This is a genomic window from Chitinophaga vietnamensis, from assembly GCF_902167635.1.
In the GTDB taxonomy this organism is placed as follows: domain Bacteria; phylum Bacteroidota; class Bacteroidia; order Chitinophagales; family Chitinophagaceae; genus Chitinophaga; species Chitinophaga vietnamensis.
In genome coordinates, this window is record NZ_CABHMS010000006.1 from 210,857 (window position 1) to 236,377 (window position 25,521).

General features: G+C 47.9%; 21 protein-coding genes and 1 pseudogene. 11 read left to right on the forward strand and 11 right to left on the reverse strand.

Translation table 11 applies throughout. The features are described from left to right. Positions 1-31: 31 nt before the first annotated feature. A complete protein-coding gene (locus tag FPG75_RS17400) occupies positions 32-358 on the forward strand; it encodes a cupin domain-containing protein (RefSeq protein WP_143308274.1) in 327 nt (108 codons plus the stop codon). Between the two features lie 30 nt (positions 359-388). Here FPG75_RS17400 and FPG75_RS17405 read toward each other — a convergent pair whose 3' ends face one another. The 3 genes from FPG75_RS17405 to FPG75_RS17415 all read right to left on the reverse strand — a co-directional run bounded on the left by FPG75_RS17405 (position 389) and on the right by FPG75_RS17415 (position 3,546). Continuing rightward, positions 389-1,939 (reverse strand): Rne/Rng family ribonuclease, encoded by a 1,551-nt coding sequence (locus FPG75_RS17405; RefSeq protein WP_143308276.1) that lies wholly within the window; start codon positions 1,937-1,939, stop codon positions 389-391. A gap of 452 nt (positions 1,940-2,391) precedes the next feature. After that, complete coding sequence (locus FPG75_RS17410; protein ID WP_143308278.1) at positions 2,392-3,234, reverse strand: tetratricopeptide repeat protein; 843 nt, start codon at positions 3,232-3,234, stop codon at positions 2,392-2,394. A gap of 24 nt (positions 3,235-3,258) precedes the next feature. Then, positions 3,259-3,546 carry an HU family DNA-binding protein gene (locus FPG75_RS17415; protein WP_073084475.1) on the reverse strand — a complete coding sequence of 96 codons (288 nt, stop codon included), beginning with the start codon at positions 3,544-3,546 and terminating at the stop codon, positions 3,259-3,261. 221 nt (positions 3,547-3,767) lie between these two features. Here FPG75_RS17415 and mutY point away from each other — a divergent pair, with 221 nt between their 5' ends. From mutY to FPG75_RS17445, 6 genes are all read left to right on the forward strand, one after another. Continuing rightward, on the forward strand, positions 3,768-4,841 hold the full coding sequence (gene mutY, locus FPG75_RS17420) for an A/G-specific adenine glycosylase (protein ID WP_143308280.1): 1,074 nt from the start codon (positions 3,768-3,770) through the stop codon (positions 4,839-4,841). A gap of 129 nt (positions 4,842-4,970) precedes the next feature. Then, positions 4,971-5,432, forward strand: a complete 462-nt coding sequence (locus FPG75_RS17425) for a single-stranded DNA-binding protein (RefSeq protein ID WP_143308281.1) — start codon at positions 4,971-4,973, stop codon at positions 5,430-5,432. A 145-nt stretch (positions 5,433-5,577) separates the two neighbouring features. After that, a complete protein-coding gene (gldE, locus tag FPG75_RS17430) occupies positions 5,578-6,921 on the forward strand; it encodes a gliding motility-associated protein GldE (RefSeq protein ID WP_236652822.1) in 1,344 nt (447 codons plus the stop codon). Positions 6,922-6,948: 27 nt separating this feature from the next. Further along, a complete protein-coding gene (gldD, locus tag FPG75_RS17435; RefSeq protein WP_143308285.1) occupies positions 6,949-7,548 on the forward strand; it encodes a gliding motility lipoprotein GldD in 600 nt (199 codons plus the stop codon). 54 nt (positions 7,549-7,602) lie between these two features. Continuing rightward, entirely contained in the window at positions 7,603-8,172 is a 570-nt protein-coding gene (locus FPG75_RS17440; RefSeq protein WP_143308287.1) for a DUF3109 family protein, read from the forward strand. A gap of 66 nt (positions 8,173-8,238) precedes the next feature. Then, positions 8,239-9,615 carry a LutB/LldF family L-lactate oxidation iron-sulfur protein gene (locus FPG75_RS17445; RefSeq protein ID WP_143308289.1) on the forward strand — a complete coding sequence of 459 codons (1,377 nt, stop codon included), beginning with the start codon at positions 8,239-8,241 and terminating at the stop codon, positions 9,613-9,615. Positions 9,616-9,618: 3 nt separating this feature from the next. Here the strand turns inward: FPG75_RS17445 and FPG75_RS17450 are convergent, their stop codons facing one another. The 5 genes from FPG75_RS17450 to carB all read right to left on the reverse strand — a co-directional run bounded on the left by FPG75_RS17450 (position 9,619) and on the right by carB (position 18,545). Next, positions 9,619-10,956, reverse strand: a complete 1,338-nt coding sequence (locus FPG75_RS17450; protein WP_143308291.1) for a carboxypeptidase-like regulatory domain-containing protein — start codon at positions 10,954-10,956, stop codon at positions 9,619-9,621. Further along, positions 10,949-11,509, reverse strand: coding sequence for an RNA polymerase sigma factor (locus tag FPG75_RS17455; protein ID WP_143308293.1), 561 nt, complete (start codon positions 11,507-11,509; stop codon positions 10,949-10,951). The genes FPG75_RS17450 and FPG75_RS17455 overlap by 8 nt, the downstream gene beginning before the upstream one ends. A 148-nt stretch (positions 11,510-11,657) precedes the next feature. Then, complete coding sequence (gene purH, locus FPG75_RS17460; RefSeq protein ID WP_143308295.1) at positions 11,658-13,172, reverse strand: bifunctional phosphoribosylaminoimidazolecarboxamide formyltransferase/IMP cyclohydrolase; 1,515 nt, start codon at positions 13,170-13,172, stop codon at positions 11,658-11,660. 12 nt (positions 13,173-13,184) lie between these two features. Further along, positions 13,185-15,275, reverse strand: a complete 2,091-nt coding sequence (locus tag FPG75_RS17465; protein ID WP_143308297.1) for a ComEC/Rec2 family competence protein — start codon at positions 15,273-15,275, stop codon at positions 13,185-13,187. Between the two features lie 453 nt (positions 15,276-15,728). Then, positions 15,729-18,545, reverse strand: coding sequence for a carbamoyl-phosphate synthase large subunit (gene carB, locus FPG75_RS17470; protein ID WP_143308299.1), 2,817 nt, complete (start codon positions 18,543-18,545; stop codon positions 15,729-15,731). Positions 18,546-18,748: 203 nt separating this feature from the next. Here carB and FPG75_RS17475 point away from each other — a divergent pair, with 203 nt between their 5' ends. After that, complete coding sequence (locus FPG75_RS17475; RefSeq protein ID WP_143308301.1) at positions 18,749-19,336, forward strand: hypothetical protein; 588 nt, start codon at positions 18,749-18,751, stop codon at positions 19,334-19,336. Here the strand turns inward: FPG75_RS17475 and FPG75_RS17480 are convergent. Together FPG75_RS17480 and FPG75_RS17485 are read right to left on the reverse strand one after the other, a co-directional pair. Further along, a complete protein-coding gene (locus FPG75_RS17480) occupies positions 19,326-20,477 on the reverse strand; it encodes an MFS transporter (protein WP_143308303.1) in 1,152 nt (383 codons plus the stop codon). The two genes, FPG75_RS17475 and FPG75_RS17480, sit on opposite strands and share 11 nt — an antisense overlap. A gap of 20 nt (positions 20,478-20,497) precedes the next feature. Further along, the gene (locus FPG75_RS17485) at positions 20,498-21,244 is read right to left on the reverse strand and encodes a DeoR/GlpR family DNA-binding transcription regulator (RefSeq protein ID WP_143308305.1); all 747 of its coding nucleotides are present in this window, start codon (positions 21,242-21,244) and stop codon (positions 20,498-20,500) included. A gap of 146 nt (positions 21,245-21,390) precedes the next feature. On the opposite strand from FPG75_RS17485, the pseudogene FPG75_RS17490 reads away from it, so the two are divergent. Beyond that, a pseudogene (locus FPG75_RS17490) lies at positions 21,391-21,881 on the forward strand (5' nucleotidase, NT5C type). A gap of 71 nt (positions 21,882-21,952) precedes the next feature. Here FPG75_RS17490 and FPG75_RS17495 read toward each other — a convergent pair. Further along, entirely contained in the window at positions 21,953-22,570 is a 618-nt protein-coding gene (locus tag FPG75_RS17495; RefSeq protein WP_143308306.1) for a helix-turn-helix domain-containing protein, read from the reverse strand. Between the two features lie 496 nt (positions 22,571-23,066). Here FPG75_RS17495 and FPG75_RS17500 point away from each other — a divergent pair, with 496 nt between their 5' ends. Together FPG75_RS17500 and acs are read left to right on the forward strand one after the other, a co-directional pair. Then, complete coding sequence (locus tag FPG75_RS17500; RefSeq protein ID WP_143308308.1) at positions 23,067-23,348, forward strand: hypothetical protein; 282 nt, start codon at positions 23,067-23,069, stop codon at positions 23,346-23,348. 221 nt (positions 23,349-23,569) lie between these two features. Next, entirely contained in the window at positions 23,570-25,483 is a 1,914-nt protein-coding gene (acs, locus tag FPG75_RS17505; RefSeq protein ID WP_143308310.1) for an acetate--CoA ligase, read from the forward strand. Positions 25,484-25,521 lie beyond the last annotated feature (38 nt).

Below are 25,521 nucleotides of genomic sequence, written 5' to 3' on the forward strand. Positions count from 1 at the left end.
ATGTATATTTAATAACATTCAAACCATGATCATGTTAAACAAAGCTGCATTAAAAGATATTCCTGTAAAAAATACCCTGCCCGGATTTTATGGCCGTTTTGTACATGGCGACAAAAGCACGATGGCTTTCTGGGAGATCAATGCCGGCGCGGAGTCACCTTTGCATGAGCACCCGCATGAACAGATCACTTACATTGCCGAGGGTGCTTTCGAGATGACGATAGGAGATGAAAAAGTGGTCATGCACCAGCACGATGCCCTGGTGATACCTTCCAATGTGCGCCATGGTGGCCGTGCGCTGACGGATTGCAAGATCATCGACACCTTTTCCCCGGCACGCGACGACTATAAAAGCTGAAGGTTTGCGGATCGTCGCAAACCTTCAGTTTTATAATTTAATTTCTTCGTCATTGGCGTCAAAGAAGCGGTATTCCGTGAGGTGGTAGTTGGAGTCAGCGCGGAGCTTGATCCATTTCTTATATTGGAAGTACCATCTCCATTGTTTGGAGGTAAGAAATCCTTTTGTGAGGTAGGCAAACAGGATTGGATGAACGCGGATGGTTAATCCTTTATGTTGATGATTGATGAGATATTGAAGATTTTTTTCGATGTCATCGAGTATCAGCATGGAAGCGCCGATCTTGCCGGTGCCTTTACAGGTGGGGCAGTCTTCCGCTACCGAAATGGTCACTTCAGGTTTCACGCGCTGGCGGGTGATCTGCATCAGGCCGAATTTGGAGATCGGCAGGATGGTGTGCTTGGCGCGGTCCTGGGCCATGAATTTCTCCATCGCTTCAAAAACTGTCTTTTTATTTTCAGGCAGTTTCATATCGATGAAGTCGATGATAATGATGCCACCAAGGTCGCGAAGGCGTAGTTGGCGGGCTATTTCAGCAGCGGCTTCCAGGTTGGAGGCTAATGCGTTCTGTTCCTGGTTATTGCTGGAGCTTTTGTAGCCGCTGTTCACATCGATCACGTGAAGCGCTTCAGTAGCCTCGATGATGAGGTATACGCCACTATCGAGGTTAACGGTCTTTCCGAAGGAAGCCTTTACCTGGCGGGTGATGCCAAAGTTATCAAAGATCGGTGAGCCGTTATTGTAGTAATCAACGATGCCTTGTTTTTCAGGCGCGATCTTTTGAATATAGGTTTTGGTATCTGTGAAGATGTTTTTGTCGTTGATCACGATGCGGTTGAAGCTCTCGTTCAGCAGGTCGCGGAGGATGCTGGTGGTTTTAGCCTGTTCGCTGAGTATTTTCTGCGGGGCTTGCGCGCTGCGGAGATTACCCTGGATATTCTTCCAGGTTTCAACGAGGGTGGTAAGGTCTTCGTGCAGTTCGGCTGTTTTCTTTCCTTCGGCAGCAGTACGTACGATCACGCCGAAGTTAGGCGGCTTGATCGCTTCTACTATTTTTTGCAGGCGTTTTCTTTCTTCGGAAGAGTGTATCTTTTTGGATACAGCAACAATATCATTAAAGGGTGTTAACACGATGAATCTTCCGGGAAGAGAGATTTCGCAGCTCAGGCGCGGGCCTTTCGAAGAAATGGGTTCTTTCAGGATCTGTACGAGGATATTGGGTTTGCCGCCCAATACATCTGTTATCTTACCGGTCTTTACTATTTCCGGCTCATTTTTAAATTTAGTAAAATCGAATCCTTCAGGGGTTTTATCGCTGATGGCGGTTTGTGTAAATTTAAGAATGGAGCGGATATAAGGGCTTAGATCCGTGTAATGTAAAAAGGCATCTTTCTCGAAGCCTACGTCCACAAAGGCAGCATTCAAGCCGGGGATCAGCTTTTTCACTTTTCCCAGGTATAGATCGCCTACTGCAAAGTTAGGATTGCCACTTTCGTGATGTAGTTCAACTAACTTTTTATCTTCCAGTAACGCAATTTCAACCCCTGTGGGAGCCGCATTTATAATAAGTTCCTTATTCAAGCGTCCAAAATTTTAACCTTTAAAACTTCACCTTTATGCTATGCACACGGCTGTTGATTACAGCTTACTGCATACCAGACTATAGCTCACTATAAAGTTAGCATATTCTTCACGTACGTGATGATGGGTTGCTTAAGGGTTCAGCGATCACTGCAGGCAGTATCCGAAAATTCTAAGCGGGATCTATGGAAACAACCTGCATGACTCTAGCAATTTAAGAATTAATGCTAAAATCATGCAGGATATATGAAAATTTTTATCCGATCGCCGCACCGGGTTAGTACCTGGTTAGTATAAATGGCGGGAAACTGGAGTAAAATTATTTCTTACCTTTTTTATGCCGGTTCTTTCTCAGTCTTTTTTTACGCTTGTGAGTGGCAATTTTATGTCTTTTTCTTTTCTTACCGCAAGGCATACGCTGAAACGTTTTTAGATGATTGAAAAAATAAATATTATTGAATACTTTTAATATAACTGTCTACCTCTTTCTTCAGTTCCGGATCGTCCATGAACTGTTTGCTTTTTTCGAACAGTTCCACTGCTTTCTTTTTATCGCCCTTGCTCCTGTAAGCTTCTGCCAGTACGAAAATGACTTTGGCATTATCAGGATGTTTCTTGCTTACTTCTTCCAGTCGTTCAATGGCTTTGTCGTACTGGCCGGAAGTAATTGCCAGGTTAGCCAATGTTACCTGGGCATCGATATTGTCCGGGTGTTTGGCTACCACTTCCCTGAGTTTTCCAACGCCGGTCATCGGTTCGCCACTGTTCATATATACCATGGCTTGCGATATTTTGATCGTATCGTTTTCCGGATTCAGGGCAATGGCCTGGTCGTACAGGGCGATGGCCTGTTGTGCTTCCCACTTCGCAATCCCCGGATCTTCCGCGTGTTGCAGGTGGGTCAAAAATAAATTGGCTGCAAAGGTGAGGCTTTTTTCGGAATTTTCCAACTTAGCTGCTTCACCAAGATAATGAGCAGCTACCGGCAGCTGGTTGAGGCTGTCCCAGGTAGTATACAATTTTTTGTAAGCGGCTATTTGTTGGGTTTTCACGTCGCCACGTACTGTATTGGTTTCAATGGCATTGATCTGTAAAAGCTGTTCTGCGGAGATTTTTTTCTTAGCCGATTCCAGTAGTTCAGAAAAGGCAATAGGCGCCACTTCCCGACCTCCCTGCATGGGAGCGGCAGTTGACATAGCTTTCTTATCTGACCGGGGCACTGTGCGGCCAAAGGCATATAATACCACCAATAACGCTACAGCAGCACCAACTAGGAGAACTTGTGATTTTTGCACGGCCTAAAATATTAGGCTGCAAAATTAAGAACTTTTGAGCTTCTTTACCTCAGCAACAAATTCTTTAGATGGCTTGAAAGCAGGAATAAAGTGCTCGGGAATCTCCACGGCCACGTTCTTCTTGATGTTACGCCCTATTTTGGCGGCTCTCTTCTTGGTGATAAAACTGCCAAACCCACGAATGTAAATGTGCTCACCATTGGCCAAGGCTTCTTTCACCTCTTTAAACATAGCCTCCAGTGTTACTAACACATCTACTTTGGGGATGCCGGTTTTTTCAGCAATGTTGTTAATTAAATCAGCTTTTCTCATATGAAAGCGAGAGGATTACTTTACTCTCAAAGTTAATTTAAAAATTTCTAATTGCTGAATTTTAAGCAAATAAATTTTATTAATTTTCCTTATACCTGTATTGCAGATTATTATATTTATTTGCATCCCCGGAAATGGGTATCTGGCGTACCTTGCAGGGTTTTAAAGGACAGCTTTTGCCATATCAATTTACTAAATAATTTTATTAAAATAATATATAAATGCGTGCTTCCCGACTTTTTTTTACCGAAAAATTACTGGAATGGAACAAAGACCTTAATACCCGGTCCATGCCATGGAAAGGTGAAAAAGATCCCTACCGCATCTGGCTGTCGGAGATCATTCTCCAGCAAACCCGCGTGGAACAAGGCTGGCCGTATTATGAACGATTTATTCAACACTACCCTACCGTGAGCCAGCTCGCCGCCGCACCCGATGAAGAAGTATTCCGCCTCTGGCAGGGCCTCGGCTACTACGCCCGCTGCAAAAACATGCTGGCAGCCGCCCGCGAAATAGCTACCACTTATAAAGGGAAATTCCCGGATCAGTACGAACAGATCAAAAGCCTTAAAGGTATTGGCCCCTACACCGCCGCCGCCATCGCCTCCTTCGCTTTCGATCTCCCCCACGCCGTATTGGATGGCAACGTTTTCCGTGTGCTGTCGCGCTTCTTCGGCATCGACACACCGATCGACAGTACCGAAGGCAAAAAACAATTTGCCACACTCGCCCAGGACCTGTTGCCACCAGCACATTCCACAGCTTATAACCAAAGCATCATGGACTTTGGCGCCGTTGTATGCAAGCCACAACAGCCGCTTTGCGAAGAATGTCCGCTACAGAAAAAATGTGCCGCCTATCACCAGCAGCTCATTTCCCTGCTGCCGGTTAAAACCAAGAAACTACAAATCAAAAAACGCTACTTCACTTATATACTGGCCACTTTCAAAGACCAGGTGTACATCCGTAAAAGAACCGGCAATGATATCTGGCAAAACCTGCATGAATTCATCCTGCTGGAAACGCCCGCCGCTACTGATATCACAGCCCTGCAAACAGATCCCGGGTTTCTTCAGCTCTTCGGAAAAAATAAACCGGCCATCGAAAGGGTATCTCCCCTCTTCAAACAACAGCTTACCCATCAAACCATTCACAGCCAATTCATTACGATAGCCTTGCAAAAACCGCTGGAATCGCCCGCCTACACGGCCGTTCCATTCAGCGACCTTAACAACTATGCCTTCCCGAAAACCATTACCACCTACCTCGAAAGCAAGGCAGGACTGCTTTTATAGCCAACCCCGGGGTTCATTTTGCCAGCAAGAAATTTTTCCTTTCGATTGGAAAAAAATATTAACTTTAAGAAGGTTGTTTATTTATTAAAAGAAGAACTTTTTATCAATAGACTAAAAAAACCTACAACTATGAGAGGTGTTAATAAAGTAATCCTGATAGGCAATTTAGGCAGAGATCCGGATGTACAGTTTTTGGAAGGAAATATTGCCGTTGCTAAATTCTCGCTGGCAACCACCGAAACGTTCAAGGACCGGGCCGGGAAATTGATCTCGCAAACAGAATGGCACACCGTTGTACTCTGGAGAGGATTGGCAGAACTGGCGCAAAAGTACCTGCACAAAGGCAGCCTTGTTTACATCGAAGGACGCCTGCGCACCCGCAGTTGGGAAGACAAAGAAGGTAACAAGAAATTTGCGACCGAAGTTGTAGGCGACAACCTGGTGATGCTCGACAAACGCATGGACCTCAATACCGCTGATCACCCCATACCTCATCACAGCAGCGCTGGTTCTACCTCTGGAGAAAATTTCCCCAACAATCTGGAAATCCCCCCTTCATTGAATGAGCCGGCAGATGATCTGCCCTTTTAAGTTTTAATAAAAATATTAAGTTTTCCATGTACGTAATCCCATAATGGGACATTACTTATATTTGCGTGCAAGAAAATAAGGGTCATTTTCATGTTGAATGAATTTCTTTCCCGTATTTTTGATCTATTACATAAAGTTGAACATCTTGGATATCTTTTCGGCAAGCAACATATCCTTCCTTTTACAAACCGGCGCACCGATCGCAACACCTAACGTAGTGGTGTTCCTGCTGGTCATTTTTGTGCTGCTGCTACTGACATTCATTGTGTCAGGCGCTGAAGTGGCCTTCTTTTCACTGAACTACAAGGACCTGAATGTGTTGAAAACCCGGCAAAACGCTTCCGGTAAACTCATCACCAAACTCCTGGAAAAACCCAGGTCGCTGCTCGCATCCCTCCAGATCGCCGGTATCCTGCTGATGATCGCATTCATTATGATCACCAACTACCTCATCACCCAGATGGAAGACCTCCAAAAACTTCCCGTGATATCTTTGGTAGTACGTATCGCCGTTATCAGCCTGGTGCTGCTCTTCTTCGGGCAAATACTCCCCCGCGTTTGGGCCGCACAAAACAATATCCGTTTCGCTACCTACTTCGCATGGTTCGTAAGCCTCGTGCACGCCACCCTGGAACCTGTCAGCGATTTCTTTGTAGGCATGAGCTCCAGCATCGAAGCCAAATTATTCCACCGCGGCAGCGGCCCGGTCAACTACCAGGAGATCGATGAAGCGATCGAAATGAGCGTAGATCCCACCGCCTCACAGGAAGAAAAAAATATCCTCAAAGGCATTCTCAAATTCGGTAACATCACCGTAAAACAGATCATGCGCGGCCGCCTCGACGTGAACGGTATCGAATATGAAAATACCTTCTCTGACGTGATCAAACGTGTAGCCGACCTGCACTACTCACGCCTCCCCGTATACAAAGGCAACCTCGATAATATCGTAGGCGTAATCCATACCAAAGACCTCGTGCCGCATCTCGATAAAGGTGATACCTTCGACTGGCACGAGATCATGCGCCAGCCTTTCTTTGTACACGGGCATAAACTCATCGAAGACCTGCTCTCCGAATTTCAGAGCCGGAGAATGCACTTTGCTGTAGTGGTAGATGAATTTGGCGGTACCTCCGGCATCGTGACCCTGGAAGATATCATGGAAGAAGTGATCGGTGATATCAAAGATGAATTTGATGAAGAAGAATTCAACTACTCCAAGGTCGACAACTTCACCTACGTATTCGAAGGCAAAACCATGCTGAACGACGTTTGCAGGATCATGAACATCCCTCCGGAAACCTTCGATCAGGTAAAAGGTGAAAGCGACTCCCTCGGCGGCCTCATACTTGAACTGGCAGGAAAATTTCCTGAAGAAAACAGCGTTATTAATTACAGTAACTATGATTTTACTGTACTGGAAGTGAATAAAATGCGCATCCAGAAAGTACAGGTAACCATCCGGCCCGACGCTGCTGAACAAGCCTGAGCCACGATGCTAAATGCAAAACGTACAATGCCAAATTTAAAAGGAAAGGCCCTCGCCTTTTTTTCCCTGCTGATACTATCGCTCACCGCCTGTGATAACGGATATACGCCGAAACCCCGCGGATACTTTAAAATAAAGTTCCCGGAAAGAAAGTACCGCACCTTTGATATGCCCGGTTACCCTTATACTTTCGAATATCCAGAGTACGCCACGGTAGTAAAAGATACCTCCTTCTTCGGCGAAAAGCCCGAAAATCCTTACTGGATCAACATCGACTTCCCCTCTCTCAATGGTAAAATATATATGAGCTACAAGATCATCGGCGGAGAGAACACCTTTCAGAAGCTGGTGAACGACGCTTTCAAGATGACTTACAAACACACCTACAAGGCGGAATATATCGATGAAAACGTGATCCACACACCTAATAATGTGAATGGCACTTTCTACGAAGTGGGCGGCAACGCAGCTTCTGCCAAACAATTCTTCGCCACCGACTCCGTACATCATTTCCTCCGCGGCGCGCTCTACTTCGATGTAAGGCCCAATGCCGATTCCCTCGCTCCCGTGCACCAATTCCTCGAACAGGACATGTGGCATATGGTGGAAACCCTGCACTGGCGATAAAATCCTCAGGATTTCCCGTAACTTTGTGGTCTGAATTCAGATCACACTTACCCAATGATCATCATCGACGACAAATACATCAGTGACGAAGTAATTGAAGAGCAGTTCGTATGCAATCTGTCGGCCTGCAAAGGCGCCTGCTGTGTAGCTGGCGACTGTGGCGCCCCGCTCGATAAAGCGGAAGTGAAGCTGCTGAAAAAAATCTATCCCAAAATAAAATCTTATCTGCGGGAAGAAGGCATTCAGGAGATTGAGCAAACCGGCACCAATACTACCGATCCTGAATACGGCTATGTTACTCCCATCGTGAACAAAGGCATCTGCGCTTACGCCACCATCGATGAGCATGGCACGGTGAGCTGCGGCATTGAAAAGGCTTACAACGATGGCGTGGTAGACTTCAAGAAGCCCATCTCCTGTCATCTCTACCCCATCCGGATCAAAAAATATGAATCATTTGAGGCGGTGAACTATGATCGCTGGGATATCTGCAAACCCGCCTGCAAGAACGGTAAGGCCCTGCAAGTGCCCGTGTACCGCTTCCTGAGAGAGGCGCTCATCAGAAAATACGGCACGGAATTTTATGATGTGCTGGATAAGATCGCAAGAAAACAATACAAATAAGGAATCTCGACGCTGTTATTCCTTTCTATATAACTATCTTTATTAAGCATCTTATTGGACTTGCTTATGCATCAAACAGCATCCACCTTTCTGGAAGAAAGTGAAAAAAAAGCAGCCGATCTCGGTCACCGGCAAACTATCAATTTCAATATCGGTAAATACAATACCGCTGTAAAGAACGGTAAACAACAGTTTACAGACCTGCCGGGCGCGCGCGAAAGGGCCAAGAATATCAAATGGAGAGCCATTGAGCATCTCGACAAACACCTGGAAGAGTTTGAGTTGAACATCACCAAACGTGGCGCTAAAGTGATATGGGCCGAAACTGCGGAACAGGTGCAACAGGAGATACTGGCCATCTGCAAGGCCAAACAATGCAAGAGTATTGTAAAAAGCAAGTCCATGGCCACAGAAGAGGTGCACCTCAACGACTTTCTCGGTGAAAATGGCATCGAATGCGTGGAAACGGACCTCGGCGAATACATCCAGCAGCTCGATGGAGAGCCGCCTTACCACATCGTTACACCCGCCATGCACAAGAGCAAGGAAGATGTAGCCCGCCTCTTTGCCGAGAAACTCGGCACCGATCCCGGGCTCACGCCTGAACAGCTTACGCTGGTGGCACGTGAGAAATTACGCCAGAAATATCTCGATGCAGAAATCGGCATCACCGGCGCCAACTTCATCATCGCAGATACCGGCTCCATTGCCGTAAGCGAAAACGAAGGTAATGCCCGCCTCAGCACTGCATTTCCCAAAACGCATATCGTACTGGTTGGTATCGAAAAAGTACTGCCTTCTATTACAGACCTCGCGCTGTTCTGGCCGCTGCTGGCCACTTACGGCACAGGCCAGCAGGTGACTTCCTACAACTCCATCTTCAGCGGCCCGCGCCAGGAAGGCGAAGCAGACGGCCCCGATGAAATGTATGTGATCCTGATGGACAACGGCCGAACCAATATCCTCCAGGATACCACCGCCCGCGAAAGCCTTTACTGCATCCGCTGTGGCTCCTGCCTCAACGCATGCCCCGTTTACAAGAACATCGGCGGCCATACTTATGCCACCACCTATAGCGGCCCTATCGGCGCTGTGATCACGCCTCACCTCAAAGGCATGGATTCGTATATGCATCTCAGTTTCGCGTCCTCTCTCTGCGGTAACTGCACAGAGGTGTGCCCCGTGCGCATCAACCTGCATGAACTATTGCTGCATAACAGACAGAAAGCAGTAGAAGAGAATTATACATCTGGTGGAGAGAAGTTCGCCTGGTTTGTATGGAAACAGGGATGCATGAGCAGGAAGATGATGAATATGGCCAGTGGAAAGATGAAGAACTTCCTGTTGCGCAAGTTCTTCGCCAAGGGCTGGGGCGATAACCGCGACCTGCCGGTATTTGCTGCTAAATCCTTTAATCAGCAGTGGAAAGAGCGGAACAAGTAAGTCCTACTTTTTCTGTATCCTGAATTTCATTCTCACTTTCACTGTGGCGGGCTTCCCATCTGATGCTGGTTTCCACGCAGGCCCTTCGTTGAGCAGGCGGATAGCCAAAGCATCGGCTGTCTCGCTCAACCCGCGCAACACCTTGAAATCGGTAAGCGCACCAGAGCGGGTAACGGTAAAGGATATACGAACGATACCGGAAATACTATCAGTAAGGGTATGCGCATTCAGGTATTGGTAAAATGCCACGTAACCATCTTTCGGCTCCGGAGCGCTGTAAGGCATTGGCTCAGCCTCCACACCCGCCACTTTACCCGAAAACGCTGTCACCACAACTTCCGATAAGCCCTTGTTATTAGGCGCCATCGCAATATCCATTCCTTGCTGAACGCTGTCCAGGCGCAGTTTCCGGCTATCGTAGCCAATATAGCTCAGCATCAGCTCTTTAAATCGTGTACTATCTTTCGGTAATGAAAAATACCCCTTTGCATCTGTAATTGTGCCTCTATTGCTGTGCAGCCCTGTCACTGCTACGCCTGACAAAGGCTCGCCGGATTGCCCGTCGACAACGCGGCCGCGGAGAATAATCTTGGATTTCAGGTCATCGTTATTAAAAGCGCGGGCGCCACGGATGAATATTTTTGGTGAGTCGTTGTTGATAGCTATTCCCGGGGAATAAGTATCCAATGCATTACCGGCCCTCGCCTTTTCGGCCTCGTAAGTAAATTGTTTATTATCATTCCCTGCTTTCTTTGCTGATACAGGTGCGGCCGCCAAGGCCGGTGCGGCATCGGGCAACGGAGCAGGAGCGGGCAAATCGGCAACAGGCTTGCCTGGCGCAGGCTTGGGCTTCATGCTCGGTTTCTTCTGCGATAATGCCAGCGCAGGCGCTGCATGCTCGCTGTTTATATCAGCTTGAGGAGTTGTGTTTTCTTTAAAAGTTGCCTGGGTATCTGCTGCTGCAGGAGCGGGCGTAGGTGCAGGTGTTGCCGGCGCTTGCGCCACTTCGGGCGGTGTAGCCTTTTGATGTACCAGGAACCAGCCACCGGTGAACAGCAGCAAAAGAATGGCTGCCGCCGCAGCCACGCGGTAATAGATGGAGCGCACCTTACCCTTCTCTGGCGCTACACGCGCAGCGAGCCGCGCTTGCAGATCGTCGAGGTGCGCGGATTGATCAGGCGCATGCATTTCATAACCTTCAAGCGCTTCCGCCAGGAACGGATCATCCAGCGCCTGGCGTTCCAGGGCGTGCATGGCTTTATCGTCGAGCTCTCCCGCCAGGTACTGGCGTATCAGCTCGGCGCTTACCTCCGTTTGCTTATGTGGTTGCTTGTCAGGCATGTTGTTGCTGTTGCTCCATACAAATTTTAAGGTTCCGCTTTCCGTTCTGGATATAGCTTTTCACCTTGTTCATATCATAGCCGGTAATAACGCTGACCTCGCGATAGCTTTTCTCTTTTAAATAGAAAAGGTCTACACTCCGCTTTTGCTCTTCTGGCAAGGTTTCCAGGCATTTTTCCATGGCTTGCAGGTTCTCTTCCAGCGTTACTCCGTTCTCATGATGCCCTGTTTCGCCGTTTTCCATAACAGGATGATCGTCGATAGATACCTGCCTGGATTCCTTGTTCTTCATGGCCCGCAGCTTCATCAGGCAATGGTTGCGGGCTAAAACGTGCAGCCAGCTTTTGAAATGCTGTACTTCGTGCTGCTTCACTTTTACGATCAGCTCTTCGAATATCTGCATCACCGCGTCTTTGCTGGCATCCTCATCAAAATACTTGAGGCACACACCATATACCAGGCTCATATAACGCTGGTATAGGGCAGCCAGCAATTCCAGTCTGCCCGAGGATTTGTACTCCCCGATCAAATCGGCATCTGTGGCGTCCTGCATAATATTTTGACGGATAAACAACGGGCTGCTTTATGTCTTAAATAAAAAACTTATTTGTTGGCAAAGTATTATTTTTTGGGCAGAGCGCAAACAAAAAGAAGGCACCGGCCCAAACCGATGCCTCCTGTATCATTCAAAAAAAGTACGCTTAGTGTCTGAAATGCCTCATACCGGTCATCACCATCACCATATCATGCTGCTTGCAGAACTCGATGGAGTCATTGTCACGTACAGAGCCGCCGGGCTGGATCACCGCAGTAATGCCGGCTTCATGGGCAATGCTCACGCAATCATTGAAGGGGAAGAACGCATCAGATGCCATTACAGCGCCTTTCAGGTCAAAGTTGAACTGACCGGCTTTCTCAATCGCATGACGCAGTGCATCGATACGGGAAGTCTGGCCACAGCCTTTACCCACCAGCTGCTTGTCTTTCACGAGGGCGATAGCGTTTGATTTCAGGTGCTTGCAAACGATGTTGGCAAATTCCAGGTCGGCTCTCTCCGCAGCATTGGCCGGGCGGGCGCCTGCATCGGTCCATTCTTTATAGTTGCCGTTATCGCTGTCTTGCAGTAACACGCCGTTGAGTACATTTTTGAACATGTATTTGCTCTTCACCGGTTGTTTCTGTTCAAGCAGGATACGGTTCTTTTTCGCCTGAAGCACGGTGAGCGCTTCCGCGTCAAAGCCGGGCGCAATGAGGATTTCAAAGAAAATTTCGTTGATGGCCTCTGCAGTGGTTTTGTCGATTGTTTTGTTGCAAACGAGCACGCCGCCGAAAGCGCTTTCTTTATCTCCTGCCAATGCTGCATCCCAGGCTTCTTTCAGCGTGGGGCGGGTAGCAATACCACAAACATTTGTATGCTTGATCACAGCAAAGGTAGTATCAGTAAACTCCTGGATCAGCTGGCAGGCAGCGTCTACATCCACAAGGTTATTGAACGACAGCTCTTTTCCATGGAGCTTGTTGAACACCTCATCGAGCTTACCATAAAAAACGCCACGCTGGTGCGGGTTTTCGCCATAGCGGTTTACCTGGCCCTGTGGAACAGACACCTGGAAATAAGCACCAGGCTCGTTGTTCAGGAAATATTGGGAGATGGCCACATCATAATGGGCACATACTTCAAATGCTTTTGCAGCAAAGTTTCTGCGTTCTTCCAGGGAAGTGGCGCCATTGTTATTGATCAATACCTGCTCCAGGTCGGCATACTGGTCTTTGGATGCTACGATCACTACATCCTTGAAGTTCTTGCCAGCAGCGCGGATCAGGGATACGCCGCCGATATCTATCTTTTCGATGATCGCCTGTTGGTCTGTTGTGCTCTTCACCGTTTCTTCAAACGGGTAGAGGTCTACGATCACCAGGTCGATCTCGGGTATCTCATATTGTTTCAGCTGCTCCAGGTCCTGCGGATTTTCGCGGCGTGCCAGGATACCTCCAAACACTTTAGGGTGGAGGGTTTTAACGCGTCCGCCCAGAATGGAAGGATAAGCGGTCAGGTCTTCAACTGCCACACATTTTACGCCCTGCTCTTCAATAAATTTCTGAGTACCACCTGTAGAGTAGATGGTCACTCCTTGTTCACCTAATTTTTTAACGATGTTCTCCAGGTTATCTTTATAGAAAACGGAGATCAGAGCTGATTTAATTTGCTTTTGCATGAATGGAAAACATTAGAAATTAATAACATAGGCTCCCTGGTCTGGAACCGAAAAGCAGCGCAAAGTTAACGCGTAACAATCATTTTTCCACTTCTTAATCCTTCCAGTCGTGTTCGCAGCGCCTAAAATAATGGTGTGAAAGGTAAAGAAATCGCCAAGGCGGCTGATATCCACGTGTGGATTATGTGTCAATAAAATATAATCCGTGCAGAATTTTTTTTGTGGGGGAGATGAAGGCAGGGCCGTATCGATGATCACCAACCGTTTCCCGCAGAAACTGAGATAGTGGCCATGTTGCGCCAGCAGCGCCACTTTGCCGGGACTAGCTCCCCATGATGAACGCGCCGCCTGCAATGTTTGCGCTGCTCCTGTGCTGATGGAATCATCTCCAATTAACTGTACACTTCTCCCTTGTACCCCATCTATTAACGTATAGCCGGCCACGTTATAAATGACCAGGCGGCGCTGGGAAGCCGCATCCAGCTGCCATTGCGCGTGCAGCCCGCAACAAAGCAGAAGACCGATCCCCGCCAGCCAAGCGCCTGGCTTCCATTTCGCCAGCAGCCATAAAGCCATACCAGCGATCAGCAGGTAGAGGCCCGTCATCTGCAAAGCACTACAATGGATATTGGGGGTTAACGCACCAGGCAAGGCCCCCAGCCATTTTACACAGGCATTCATGAACCAGATCAGCCACCGCAGCCCTACTCCCACCCAGGTGGCCAACGGCGAAAGAAACGCGACGGCCAGTAATAATATCTCTCCATAGATAATCACGGTAGATAATGGCACTGCCACGAGATTCGCCACCAGAAAGTAATTCGGGAACTGATGAAAATAAAAAAGGCTGACCGGGGTGGTCAATATCTGCGCAGCGATCGACAGCGACAACATCTCCCATAAAAGATCTGCCCATCTGTTCTTCATCTTCACTAACAAACGAATAGGTTGATAGAACAACATGATGCTCAGCACCGCCAGGTACGAAAGCTGGAAACCCACGTCCATCGCGAAGCAGGGATTATAACAAAGCAAGAGGAAGGCCGAAGCCGCCAAAGTGTTATAGGCGCTGCTATACCTTTCCAGCACCAGGCTGCCGATGGTAATGCCGGTAAACATCACCGCCGAACGCAGTACAGATGCCGATGCGCCGGTAAGCAGGGCAAAGCCCCACAGCGCCAGTAATACCAGCACGGCTTTGATTATATTGACGAAACGCTTTGCTGGCCACCATTTCAGGAGCCACAGCAAGCTGCCGTATAATAGCGCCAGGTGCATGCCCGAGATGGCGATGATATGTACAATGCCCGTATTCGTATAGTCTTGCACGATATCCCGGTCGAGGTCCTGCCGGTAGCCGATAAGCAAAGCGGCTGCCATACCGGCTTCCGGGCCGCTGCCAATATAGTGCCGCAGCTGTTGCAGGCACCAGCTGCGCATGCGGATCAAGCAGGCCTCGAGCGATTGGCTGCGCCGCTGTGACAGCAATTGATAATCTGTTCTGCGCAATTGCAATTGCCCGTAAATGCCCTGCAAGGCGCAATACAGGCGGTAATCGAAGGCGCCGGGGTTGCCGCTGTTCCTGATCTCTTCGGGCGGCTGCTGCACCATAATCATATCGCCGTATTGCAAAGGCGGTAATGAATCCTTACGGAGATACAACAGCAGATCGCCGCTGGCAGGCGTTAGCTGCGCGCTGTCTGCCACTGCCATCACAGTAGCTGTAAACCGCCAGGAGCGCGGTTTTTCCTCCGGCGCTGCGGTGATCCGCAGCAATAATTTACTGCCTGTGTGATAGTGCTGCTGATAGTAGTGGAACTGATGACGCCCGTCTGCATGATATAACAGTAACGCCCCTACGAAAAATACTATCAGCAGTAAAAACGAGGTCTGTAGCCAGTTCCAGGCATACCTGACAGACGGCGGCAATCGGTTGTATATCGCATAGAAGAGTATTAATACCAACAGGAATATCCCTATACTCCATGCAGAAAAAGAAAATTGGTATTGGGTGGCAATGCCCGCCAACAGCGGGATTATCAGGCGAAGAAAAGGCATGCGCTGCCAGCCTGTGTTCACAAACAAGGATGTTTCAAAATACATTTGGGTGTAACTTTTACAGGCTAAAATTAGCAGTTCGAAAGAAGGTAATTGTTTATAACATGTTAATGATTGTTATATTTAATAGCGCTAATATGAATATATGAGGACTTGAAAACTTTTCGAGAAAGCCTGAAAACAAGGCGTGACAACAAGTATTATCATTTATACAAATACGTGTAAATCAATCTTGTTAAATATTAATAATTAACACATCTGTTATTGATTAGTTAACATCTTCTTTAAATATAATATTATTTGTAAAATGCATTACCGGTCACGCTATTTGTGTCGTATCAAGATTCAATAGTCGTGTCTTTAATGGTTATTTTGAGGGAAAAGAAGGAGCCTGATTTTCATCAGGCTCTGTTTTTTTAAACGATTTATTTTCTCTTATAGATAAAAAGAAAAGGGTGTGCTGCATCAGCAGCACACCCTTTTTTACTTTTAAGTTTATTACTTGCTCAGGTACATGCTCTTTTCTTTGTAGAGCTGTCTGAAGTAAGGATCGCGCAGGTCTTTGATGAAGCGGATCGCCTCACCGGTAGATTTCATTTCAGGTCCGAGTTCTTTATTTACACCCGGGAATTTATTGAACGAGAACACAGGTTCTTTGATCGCGAAGCCGGTGAGTTTTTTCTCGATCTTGAAATCTTTCAGTTTGTTTGCACCGATCATCACTTTGGTAGCGATGTTCAGATACGGCACCTGGTAAGCTTTTGCGATGAATGGCGTAGTACGGGAAGCTCGTGGGTTGGCTTCGATCACATAAACATTGCCATCTTTGATCGCGAACTGAATGTTGATCAAGCCGCGGATGTTCAGTGCGCGTGCGATCTTTTCCGCATAGTATTCCATCGTGGTCACCTCAATCGGCGTAAGGTTGAAAGCCGGCAGCAGTGCATGGCTGTCGCCACTGTGGATACCTGCTGGCTCGATGTGTTCCATCACGCCCATCACATGGAAGTCGGTACCGTCGAAGATACCATCGATCTCTGCTTCCTGGCAACGGTCGAGGAAATGGTCGATCAATATCTTGTTGCCTGGCAAGTGTTTCAGCAAGCTGAGTACTGATTGCTCCAGCTCTTCTTCGTTGATCACGATACGCATGCGCTGACCGCCCAACACGTAGGAAGGACGCACCAGTACAGGATATCCCACTTCTTTCGCTACATCGATCGCTTCGTCTGTATTATAAGCGGTGCCATATTTCGGATAAGGGATGCCGAGATCTTTCAGCATATCGGAGAAACGGCCACGGTCTTCCGCAATGTCCATGTTATCGAAAGAAGTACCGATGATCCTGACACCTTTCTCTTCCAGTCGCTTCGCCAGTTTCAGTGCTGTTTGGCCTCCCAGCTGAACGATCACGCCTTCTGGTTTTTCCAGTTCGATGATCTCCCAGAGGTGTTCCCAGAATACCGGTTCGAAGTACAGTTTATCTGCCATGTCGAAGTCGGTAGATACTGTTTCAGGGTTACAGTTCACCATGATCGCTTCATAACCACAATCCTGGATCGCTTGCAAACCATGTGTGCAGCAGTAGTCAAACTCAATACCCTGGCCAATCCTGTTAGGACCGGAACCGAGTACGATAATTTTTTTCTTGTCGGTTACTTTGCTTTCGTTCTCGGTATCGAAAGTAGAATAGAAGTATGGCGTTTTCGCTTCAAACTCGGCGCTGCACGTATCTACCATCTTGTAAGTACGAACGATGCCGTTAGCTTTACGTTTTTCGTATACTTCTTCTTCTTCGCAGTTGCCAAACAGGATCGCCAGTTGTTTATCGGAGAAGCCCATATGTTTGGCATCTTTCAGCATATCTGCCGGAACGCTTTCCAGGTCGTGCTCCATCAGTTGTTTTTCGAGGGTCACGATATCGTTGATCTGGTGCAGGAACCAGCGGTCGATATAGGTCAGCTGATGCAGGTGCTTTACAGACACGCCTTCCATCAGTGCGTCTTTGATGCGGAAGATACGATCCCAGGTGGGGCGTTTCAGTTTTTCCAGCAGCTGTTCGCTTTTCAGCATGGATTTGCCATAGTAGCCAAGACCGAGGGCATCGTTCTCAAGGCTCTGGCAGGCCTTCTGCAGGGCTTCAGGGAAGGTGCGGCCGATAGCCATTACCTCGCCTACTGATTTCATTTGCAGACCGAGCGTATCATCGGCGCCTTTAAATTTATCGAAGTTCCAGCGCGGCATTTTCACGATCACGTAATCCAGTGCTGGTTCAAAGAATGCGGAAGTGGTTTTGGTGATCTGGTTTTCCAGTTCATCCAGTGTGTAGCCGATGGCCAGTTTAGCGGCGATCTTCGCGATGGGATAACCCGTTGCTTTGGATGCCAGTGCAGAAGAGCGGCTCACGCGCGGGTTGATCTCGATGGCGATCAGTTCTTCTGTTTCAGGATTGAGTGAGAACTGTACGTTACAGCCTCCGGCGAAGTTGCCGAGGTCGCGCATCATCATCATGGCTTTGTTGCGCATATCCTGGAAAGCGGTATCGCTCAGGGTCATCGCAGGCGCCACGGTGATGGAGTCGCCAGTGTGGATACCCATCGGATCAAGGTTTTCCACGGTACAGATGATCACTACGTTATTGTTTTGGTCGCGCAGCAGTTCCAGCTCATATTCTTTCCATCCGAGTACTGCTTTTTCTACCAGTACTTCGTGGATGGGAGATGCCTTCAAACCGCGGTCCAGGGCCTCGTCCAGCTCCTCTTTGCTGTGAACGAAACCACCGCCGGTACCACCCAGCGTGAAGGAAGGGCGGATCACCAATGGAAATCCGATCTCCTGTGCAAACTCTTTACCTTCGAGGAAAGAGTTGGCTGTTCTGGCCGGCGCTACAGGTACGCCCAGCTGGATCATCCACTGACGGAACTGTTCACGGTCTTCTGCTTTGTCGATCGCTTTGATGTCTACACCGATCAGGCGCACATTATACTTTTCCCATATTCCCAGTTCGTCCACTTCTTTACAAAGGTTGAGCGCAGTTTGTCCGCCCATGGTGGGTAATACGGCATCTATCTGGTTTTCTTCCAGAATCTGCTCAATGCTTTCCACGGTCAGTGGCAGCAGGTAAACCTTATCGGCCATCATGGGGTCTGTCATGATGGTGGCCGGGTTGGAATTAATCAATATCACTTTGATACCTTCTTCCCGCAGCGAACGTGCTGCCTGGGAGCCGGAATAATCAAATTCGCAAGCCTGACCAATAATAATGGGACCAGAACCAATGATGAGAACAGATTTGATAGATGAGTCTTTTGGCATTTGTGTAATCTATTGAAAATGAAAAACCAAATTGATTTCTCTGCCAACGAAGGGAACAAAAAAATCGTGCAAAGTTACGTGAATAGAATTTTATTAAGCGAATTAAATTTGATTTTTTTGGAAAGAATTTTTGTTAAGCCTCTTATCACTACTGTTTTATATAATTTTTTCATTTCATTTGTAGAAAATATCTTTTTATCGACATGGAACCATATCCACATGCATGGGATATTATATTGGAAAGATATGGCCATGGCAGAGGCACTTACCTTGAAGGAGATCAGGACCAGCCCAACTATCTCTTTTCATTCGGACTTATCTTTGATGGAATACCCGCTCAGGTGGAGTTTGGCTGGAACAACACACGTAACTGGAACCGCCGCGCGGCAAATGACTTTTCAATTGGCAAAGAGATAAATCATCACACCATCCTCCGGATAGGACTACCGAATCAACAACATTATCTAAAAATACAAAGAAAGACATTACTTACATCCGCCATCTTCGCCTTGCATCCGCATCGGGCACTGGCTGGCGATACTGCACTGGATAATGCGTTTATTTTCGTGGCGCGGCCAAAAGATATCCTTCCGAAAATATTGCCAGAGCTGGATTTCCTGTTGCTACCACTTTTTGAGTCAACCATTTTTCTCAATAGTGATTATGAAGATGCTGTCGCCAATCACTTTTATCTTCAGATAAGGTTAGAACAAAAAATGGATCAAGTAGACCAAATTGAGCAACTGCTCGGGCACACTCACAAACTGGTATCACGGCTGATCACAATTTAATCTTCAGCGACATCACCGCAATCGCCGCCCCCATCACCGCAATGATGGAAAACGACACCGCCAGGCTGGAAGCCTGCGCTACAAACCCGATCAAAGGAGGTCCAAACACGAACCCCAGGTAACCGATCGTGGAAACCGCTGCCAGCGCCATTCCGGGAGATAGTACCTTCGATTTTCCCGCGCTGCTGTATACAAGAGGCACAACCGAAGACACACCCGCGCCTACCAACATAAAACCAATAATAGCAGGAATGAAATAAGGCAATGTTACCGCCAGCAAAAGCCCGCCGGCAGTGAGGATACCGCTGATCAGCAACATCCTGTTAACACCCAGCCGCATGGTAAGCCAGTCGGCCACAAAACGCCCGAGGAACATCGTGCTCATAAAAGCGGAATACCCTATACCGGAAGCATCGGCGGCACGCACCACTCTTTTGAAATAGATCACGCTCCAGTCAAACATCGTCCCCTCGCAGATCATAGAGCACATCGCAATAATGCCGAGCGTAAGCAGGAACTTGTCGGGCATCACAAAGAGCGGCTGATTGGCTTGTGAAGAGATATCCTGCTGTACAATGTTGCGCATGGCCACCATCACGATCATCCAGCCGATGGCCGTGATGATCAGGAAATGATAAACCGGCGCCATGTGCAAACCTGCGAGGAACGCCCCTACAGAAGCACCAGCAAAGCCGCCTACACTCCACAATCCGTGAAATGAGGCCATGATAGAACGGCCATACATCGCTTCTACTACAACTGCCTGCGTGTTAACGGCAATATTGGCCATATTGCCGCTGAAGCCGAAAAGCACCAGGATGGAGATCAGCTCCCATGGCGCCTTTGCCAGGCCGATCAGGGGTAACAGTGCCGCATATACGACACTGGCAATGATCAGCACGTGCCGGCTGCCAAAGCGCGATACCATTACACCCGCAACAGGCAGCGCCACCAGCGAGCCTACCGGCAATGCAAGCAATACGCTACCAAGGCCGGCATCATTGAGATGCAGGGTTTGCTGGATATCGGAAATACGCGATGCCCAGCTGGCAAAGCAAAATCCGGTGAGGAAAAACAAAGCGCTCACCGCAATGCGCGCGCTTCTTTTATTGATCATCCCTATCGTCAGTTCTTGTAACATCGGCTGTGTTGGTAAAATGATTATATCACCTGGATGCCCAGGTCAGAGTATGGTTTGAAAGATGGCAGGTCTGGTTTATCGGTAATGATAATATCCAGTACAGTGATATCGCATACCTTATAAGGTTCTGCGGTGCCTATTTTATCGCTGGTGGCCAGTGCTACATTTTTGTAGGCAGATGCCATCATCACACTTTTCACATCTGCTTCGCCGAGATCGAGGCCGGTAACGCCGGCTTCCGGGTGCAGACTGCAAATGCCGGAAAAGCAGATATCTGCCTTGATCCGTTGTAACATACGGATGGTATCCATGCCGCCGGCGGTTTGTGAATCCTTGCCGATACGGCCCCCTGTGAAAACCACTTCTATCACCGGGTGTTCAATCAGCTGTGCAACAATGGGAACACTATTGGTAACAACAGTAACACGTAAGTTAGGCGGCAATATTTTTGCCAGCGTCAAGGTAGAGGTACCTCCATCCATCACGATCGTTTGCCCGTCGTGCAGGAACTGTAAGGCTTTGCGGGCCATGTTCTTTTTATCATCTTCATGATAACCGATGCGGTCTTTAAATGCATAAGGATTGGGAGAATGCGGGATGGCGCCGCCTCTCACTTTGATCAACTGGCCGTTTTGGGCCAGCACTTCGAGGTCGCGGCGCACGGTGTCTTCCGATACCTGTAAATCACTGCTCAGCTCTGTTTGCAGCACTTTGTGCTCCGCTTGCAGCTTTTTAAGGATATAATCAAGTCTTTCCTCTTTTAACATGCCAATGCTATTTTCTGCAATATTATGAAATTTTTTGCCACATTTTGCCAAAAACAGCATAAATTTGCAAGAAATAGCAAAATATGGCAAGAATAGCAATCGACATGGACAATGTAATGGCAGATCTGACGCCTCAGCTGATAGATATGTATGAGGCGGAATATGGAGAAAGGATAGATGCGGCAACATTGAACGGGCTGCCGGAAGGAGAAGGTTACCCGGTGCCGGGGGTAGTGCACAGGTACATCCGCAGCGCTGGTTTCTTCAGGTCATTGCCGGTTATGAAAGACAGTCAAGAGATCATCAAGTCCTTATCTGCGCAGCATGAAGTATTTATGTATCGGCGGCCACAGAATTTCCCCTGTCGCTGGCAGAAAAGCTGGCCTGGCTGGGAGAACATTTTCCTTATATCAGCTGGCATAATATTGTTTTCTGCGGCTCGAAAACCATTGTGGATGCGGATTACATGATTGATGACCACGATAAAAACCTGCGTTATTTCAAGGGCACGCCGCTGTTGTTTACGGCGCCGCACAATATTAACCTCCACGGCTATACGCGCGTGAATAACTGGCAGGAAGTGGCAACTTATTTCAAGCTCACGCCTGCTACCACAGATGTTCTTCAGGTATATTGATACTGGTGCAGGCATGCTTGCACCGCTGTATATTGACAGTGTTTACAAGTGTAAACATTTTTAATCAGTGGTTAACGTTTCGACTTGCTCCTGGCGGGTTTCTGCAGGGCGGCCAGTTCTTTCCTGAGCAGGTTCACTTCGTCCTTGAGGGCGGAGTGGCCTTTCAGCAATTCGGTATGCTCTTCCAGGAGTTTGTAATATTTTTCACGGAGCTGGGAATTTTCTTCATTATCGGCCTGCCTTGATTCTTCTATGCTGCCAGGCACAAGAAAGGCTTCCATACTCATATCCATCCCACGCACAACGCGGTCCAGCTCATCGGGCGAAAAGGTTTCTTTTTCAAACAGGTTATACATGGTGCGGCGACTCATATTGAGGCGGGCGGCCAGCTTGCTTTTATTGAGGCCTTTTTCGGCAATAACGCCCTGGAGGCGGTTTCCGTGGTGAATGCTCTGGCCCTGCGTAACCAGCATAGCGCCATTCCATCGCATGAAATCATCGGTACTGATACCGATGAGCGCACAGAAACGTTCAATATTGGCGCGCTTCATATCACTTTTACGGAGGTGATAATGCGCGATTTGGTTCGTAAAACCCGCCATCTTGGCGAAGTCTATCACCTTTATCTTTTTTTGTTTGAGTATCTGCTTTAACCGCTGACCCATATGTATCAGGCTCGACTGCTGCATCTTTTTTACATTTTTTAATGGTCTGAAACAAGGCTGCTCCTGTTATATGCCGTATAATATAACAATTTATCTCTCATTACTTAAATAAAATAATAGAAATGATAAAAATTATTACAAAGAGATAATAAACAGATAAGGCACGGTGATAACGTTGACGGGTATACGAAATAAGAGCGAGACACTCCCCTTCTCATTTCTATGCAATAAATATCGCATTGAAAATTACATTCTAATCTAAAAATCTGCGGTGGTCATTTTTGTGCAGAACGCAGGCATTTACCTGTAGAAAAAATCGTTCGCCATCCTCCCAAATGCTTTATGGCAGGCAATTTCAGCGATATGCAATTTTTTTTATTGAAACTAATCTTTTATAATTATAAATTGCGCGATTATAAATACATTTGCTTACAACCATTATTTTGTAAATCATGAGAATAACCAGTATCGAAAATTCATTGTTAACCATACCCAAACGAAAATCAAAAAAACATCCACTATGAGCACAGATGAACCAATCAACGTGTTGCTGGATATGCACACGAAATTGACCGGCTTTCCTATCAGATTCAGGGAAAGAGTTTGCGAAGAATGTAACTGGAGCATTCCTACCTTTTACAGGAAGATGCGCCTGAAAGACAGGCCCAGTCCTACTGAGAAGGGAAAGATGATCCCGGCACTCAGTAACGCAGAAAAAGAAAAGATCATCGAAGTGATGGAAGAAGTGTATACCTCAGAAGGCGAGTACTTCAAAAGGTATTTTAAATCACAGACAAAGTAGTGGTTGTCTTTTGGTTTAGTCAACAATCGAATCAACGTATTTCCGCATTTAAATATGAACTGAGCCTCGCTGTCTTGCCGGATAGCGGGGTTTTCTTTTTTGAATATTCATTCACTTTTATTCTATTTTCTTAGATTTCTTCTAGTAAAATCCCAGTTTTTCTTAAATTTAACGCCCGCAAGGAAAATGCTTGTATTTAACCAAATAACTTTTACGGTGCTATGTCGTACCCATATCAGATCAAGAGTATAGAAGAATATCAACAGGCCTACCAACAAAGCGTAATTGACCCCGAAGGCTTCTGGGCAAATGTTGCCGACCATTTCCTCTGGCGCCGCAAATGGGACAAAGTCCTGGACTGGAATTTCAAGGACCCGGAAATCAAATGGTTTACCGGCGCCAAACTCAACATCACAGAGAACTGCCTGGACAGGCACCTCGGCACATTAGGCAACAGCCCCGCCATCATTTGGGAACCCAATGACCCTGAAGAACATCATCGTATCATTACTTACCGCGACCTCTATAACAAGGTTTGCCAGTTCGCCAATGTGCTCAAGAACAATGGCGTGAAAAAAGGCGACCGCGTTTGTATCTATATGGGGATGATACCGGAGCTCGCCATCGCTGTGCTGGCCTGCGCCCGCATCGGTGCGATCCACTCCGTAGTGTTCGGCGGCTTCAGTGCGCAATCTATCGCAGACAGGATCCAGGATGCCGAATGCAGCCTTGTAATCACCTGCGACGGCGCTTTCCGCGGCGGCAAAGACATTCCGCTGAAACCCGTGATCGACGACGCCCTCATGGTATGCCCCACCGTTAAAAAAGTGATCGTATGCACCCGCACCCGCACGCCCGTGAGCATGCTCAAAGGCCGCGACGTATGGTGGGAAGATGAGATCAAACAAGTGGAAACCATGGGCAATCCCCCCTGCCCTGCGGAAGAAATGGATGCAGAAGACCTCCTCTTCATCCTCTATACTTCCGGCTCCACCGGCAAACCCAAAGGCGTAGTGCACACCTGCGGCGGCTATATGGTATATGCCAACTATACTTTCGTCAATACTTTCCAATACCAGCCCGGCGAAGTCTACTTCTGTACCGCAGACGTAGGCTGGATCACAGGCCACAGCTACATCGTATATGGCCCGCTCAGCGCCGGCGCCACCACACTGATGTTTGAAGGCGTACCTACCTACCCCGATGCCGGCAGGCTCTGGGAGATCACCGATAAATTCCGTGTAAACATCCTGTACACCGCACCCACCGCCATCCGCAGCCTGATGGGCTATGGCCTCGGCCCGGTGAACCACAAAGATCTCAGCTCTCTCCGCAAACTCGGCAGCGTAGGCGAACCAATCAACGAAGAAGCATGGCACTGGTTCAAAGACAACATCGGTAAAGGCAAATGCCCCATCGTGGATACCTGGTGGCAAACTGAAACCGGCGGTATCATGATCACGCCAATTGCCGGCATCACCAAGGAAAAGCCAGGATACGCCACCCTGCCGCTTCCTGGCGTACAACCCATACTGGTAGATGAGAATGGCAAAGAGATACAAGGCAACGGCGTAAATGGTAATCTCTGTATCAAATTCCCATGGCCAGGTATGCTGCGCAGCACCTACGGCGATCATGAACGCTTCCGTAAAACATATTTCTCTACTTACGAGAACCTCTACTTCACCGGCGATGGCTGTCTCCGCGATGAAGACGGCTACTACCGCATCACCGGCCGTGTTGATGATGTGCTCAACGTGAGCGGGCACCGCATCGGTACCGCCGAAGTGGAGAACGCCATCAATATGCACGCCGGCGTGGTAGAAAGCGCCGTGGTAGGCTATCCGCATGATATCAAAGGACAAGGCATCTATGCTTATGTGACCATGGAAAAAATGACACATGATGCAGAGCTGACCAAGAAAGATATTGCGCAAACAGTAGCCCGCATCATCGGGCCTATCGCGAAACCAGACAAGATACAGTTTGTAACAGGACTGCCCAAAACCCGCTCCGGCAAAATCATGCGCCGCATCCTGCGCAAGATCGCCGAGAACGACCTGGACAATCTCGGCGACACCTCTACCCTGCTCGACCCCGCAGTAGTAGACGATATCAAGAATGGAAGACTTTAATATATTTGAAGACCACGCTGCACTGGCGTGGTCTTCAA

Excerpts from the sequence above, each read along its gene's own strand:
- FPG75_RS17400 (WP_143308274.1), top strand. The coding sequence starts at position 32 with ATGTTAAACAAAGCTGCATTAAAAGATATTCCTGTAAAAAATACCCTG.
- FPG75_RS17415 (WP_073084475.1), bottom strand. The coding sequence starts at position 3,546 with ATGAGAAAAGCTGATTTAATTAACAACATTGCTGAAAAAACCGGCATC.
- mutY (WP_143308280.1), top strand. The coding sequence starts at position 3,768 with ATGCGTGCTTCCCGACTTTTTTTTACCGAAAAATTACTGGAATGGAAC.
- FPG75_RS17425 (WP_143308281.1), top strand. The coding sequence starts at position 4,971 with ATGAGAGGTGTTAATAAAGTAATCCTGATAGGCAATTTAGGCAGAGAT.
- gldD (WP_143308285.1), top strand. The coding sequence starts at position 6,949 with ATGCCAAATTTAAAAGGAAAGGCCCTCGCCTTTTTTTCCCTGCTGATA.
- FPG75_RS17440 (WP_143308287.1), top strand. The coding sequence starts at position 7,603 with ATGATCATCATCGACGACAAATACATCAGTGACGAAGTAATTGAAGAG.
- FPG75_RS17445 (WP_143308289.1), top strand. The coding sequence starts at position 8,239 with ATGCATCAAACAGCATCCACCTTTCTGGAAGAAAGTGAAAAAAAAGCA.
- FPG75_RS17450 (WP_143308291.1), bottom strand. The coding sequence starts at position 10,956 with ATGCCTGACAAGCAACCACATAAGCAAACGGAGGTAAGCGCCGAGCTG.
- FPG75_RS17455 (WP_143308293.1), bottom strand. The coding sequence starts at position 11,509 with ATGCAGGACGCCACAGATGCCGATTTGATCGGGGAGTACAAATCCTCG.
- purH (WP_143308295.1), bottom strand. The coding sequence starts at position 13,172 with ATGCAAAAGCAAATTAAATCAGCTCTGATCTCCGTTTTCTATAAAGAT.
- FPG75_RS17465 (WP_143308297.1), bottom strand. The coding sequence starts at position 15,275 with ATGTATTTTGAAACATCCTTGTTTGTGAACACAGGCTGGCAGCGCATG.
- carB (WP_143308299.1), bottom strand. The coding sequence starts at position 18,545 with ATGCCAAAAGACTCATCTATCAAATCTGTTCTCATCATTGGTTCTGGT.
- FPG75_RS17475 (WP_143308301.1), top strand. The coding sequence starts at position 18,749 with ATGGAACCATATCCACATGCATGGGATATTATATTGGAAAGATATGGC.
- FPG75_RS17480 (WP_143308303.1), bottom strand. The coding sequence starts at position 20,477 with ATGTTACAAGAACTGACGATAGGGATGATCAATAAAAGAAGCGCGCGC.
- FPG75_RS17485 (WP_143308305.1), bottom strand. The coding sequence starts at position 21,244 with ATGTTAAAAGAGGAAAGACTTGATTATATCCTTAAAAAGCTGCAAGCG.
- FPG75_RS17495 (WP_143308306.1), bottom strand. The coding sequence starts at position 22,570 with ATGCAGCAGTCGAGCCTGATACATATGGGTCAGCGGTTAAAGCAGATA.
- FPG75_RS17500 (WP_143308308.1), top strand. The coding sequence starts at position 23,067 with ATGAGCACAGATGAACCAATCAACGTGTTGCTGGATATGCACACGAAA.
- acs (WP_143308310.1), top strand. The coding sequence starts at position 23,570 with ATGTCGTACCCATATCAGATCAAGAGTATAGAAGAATATCAACAGGCC.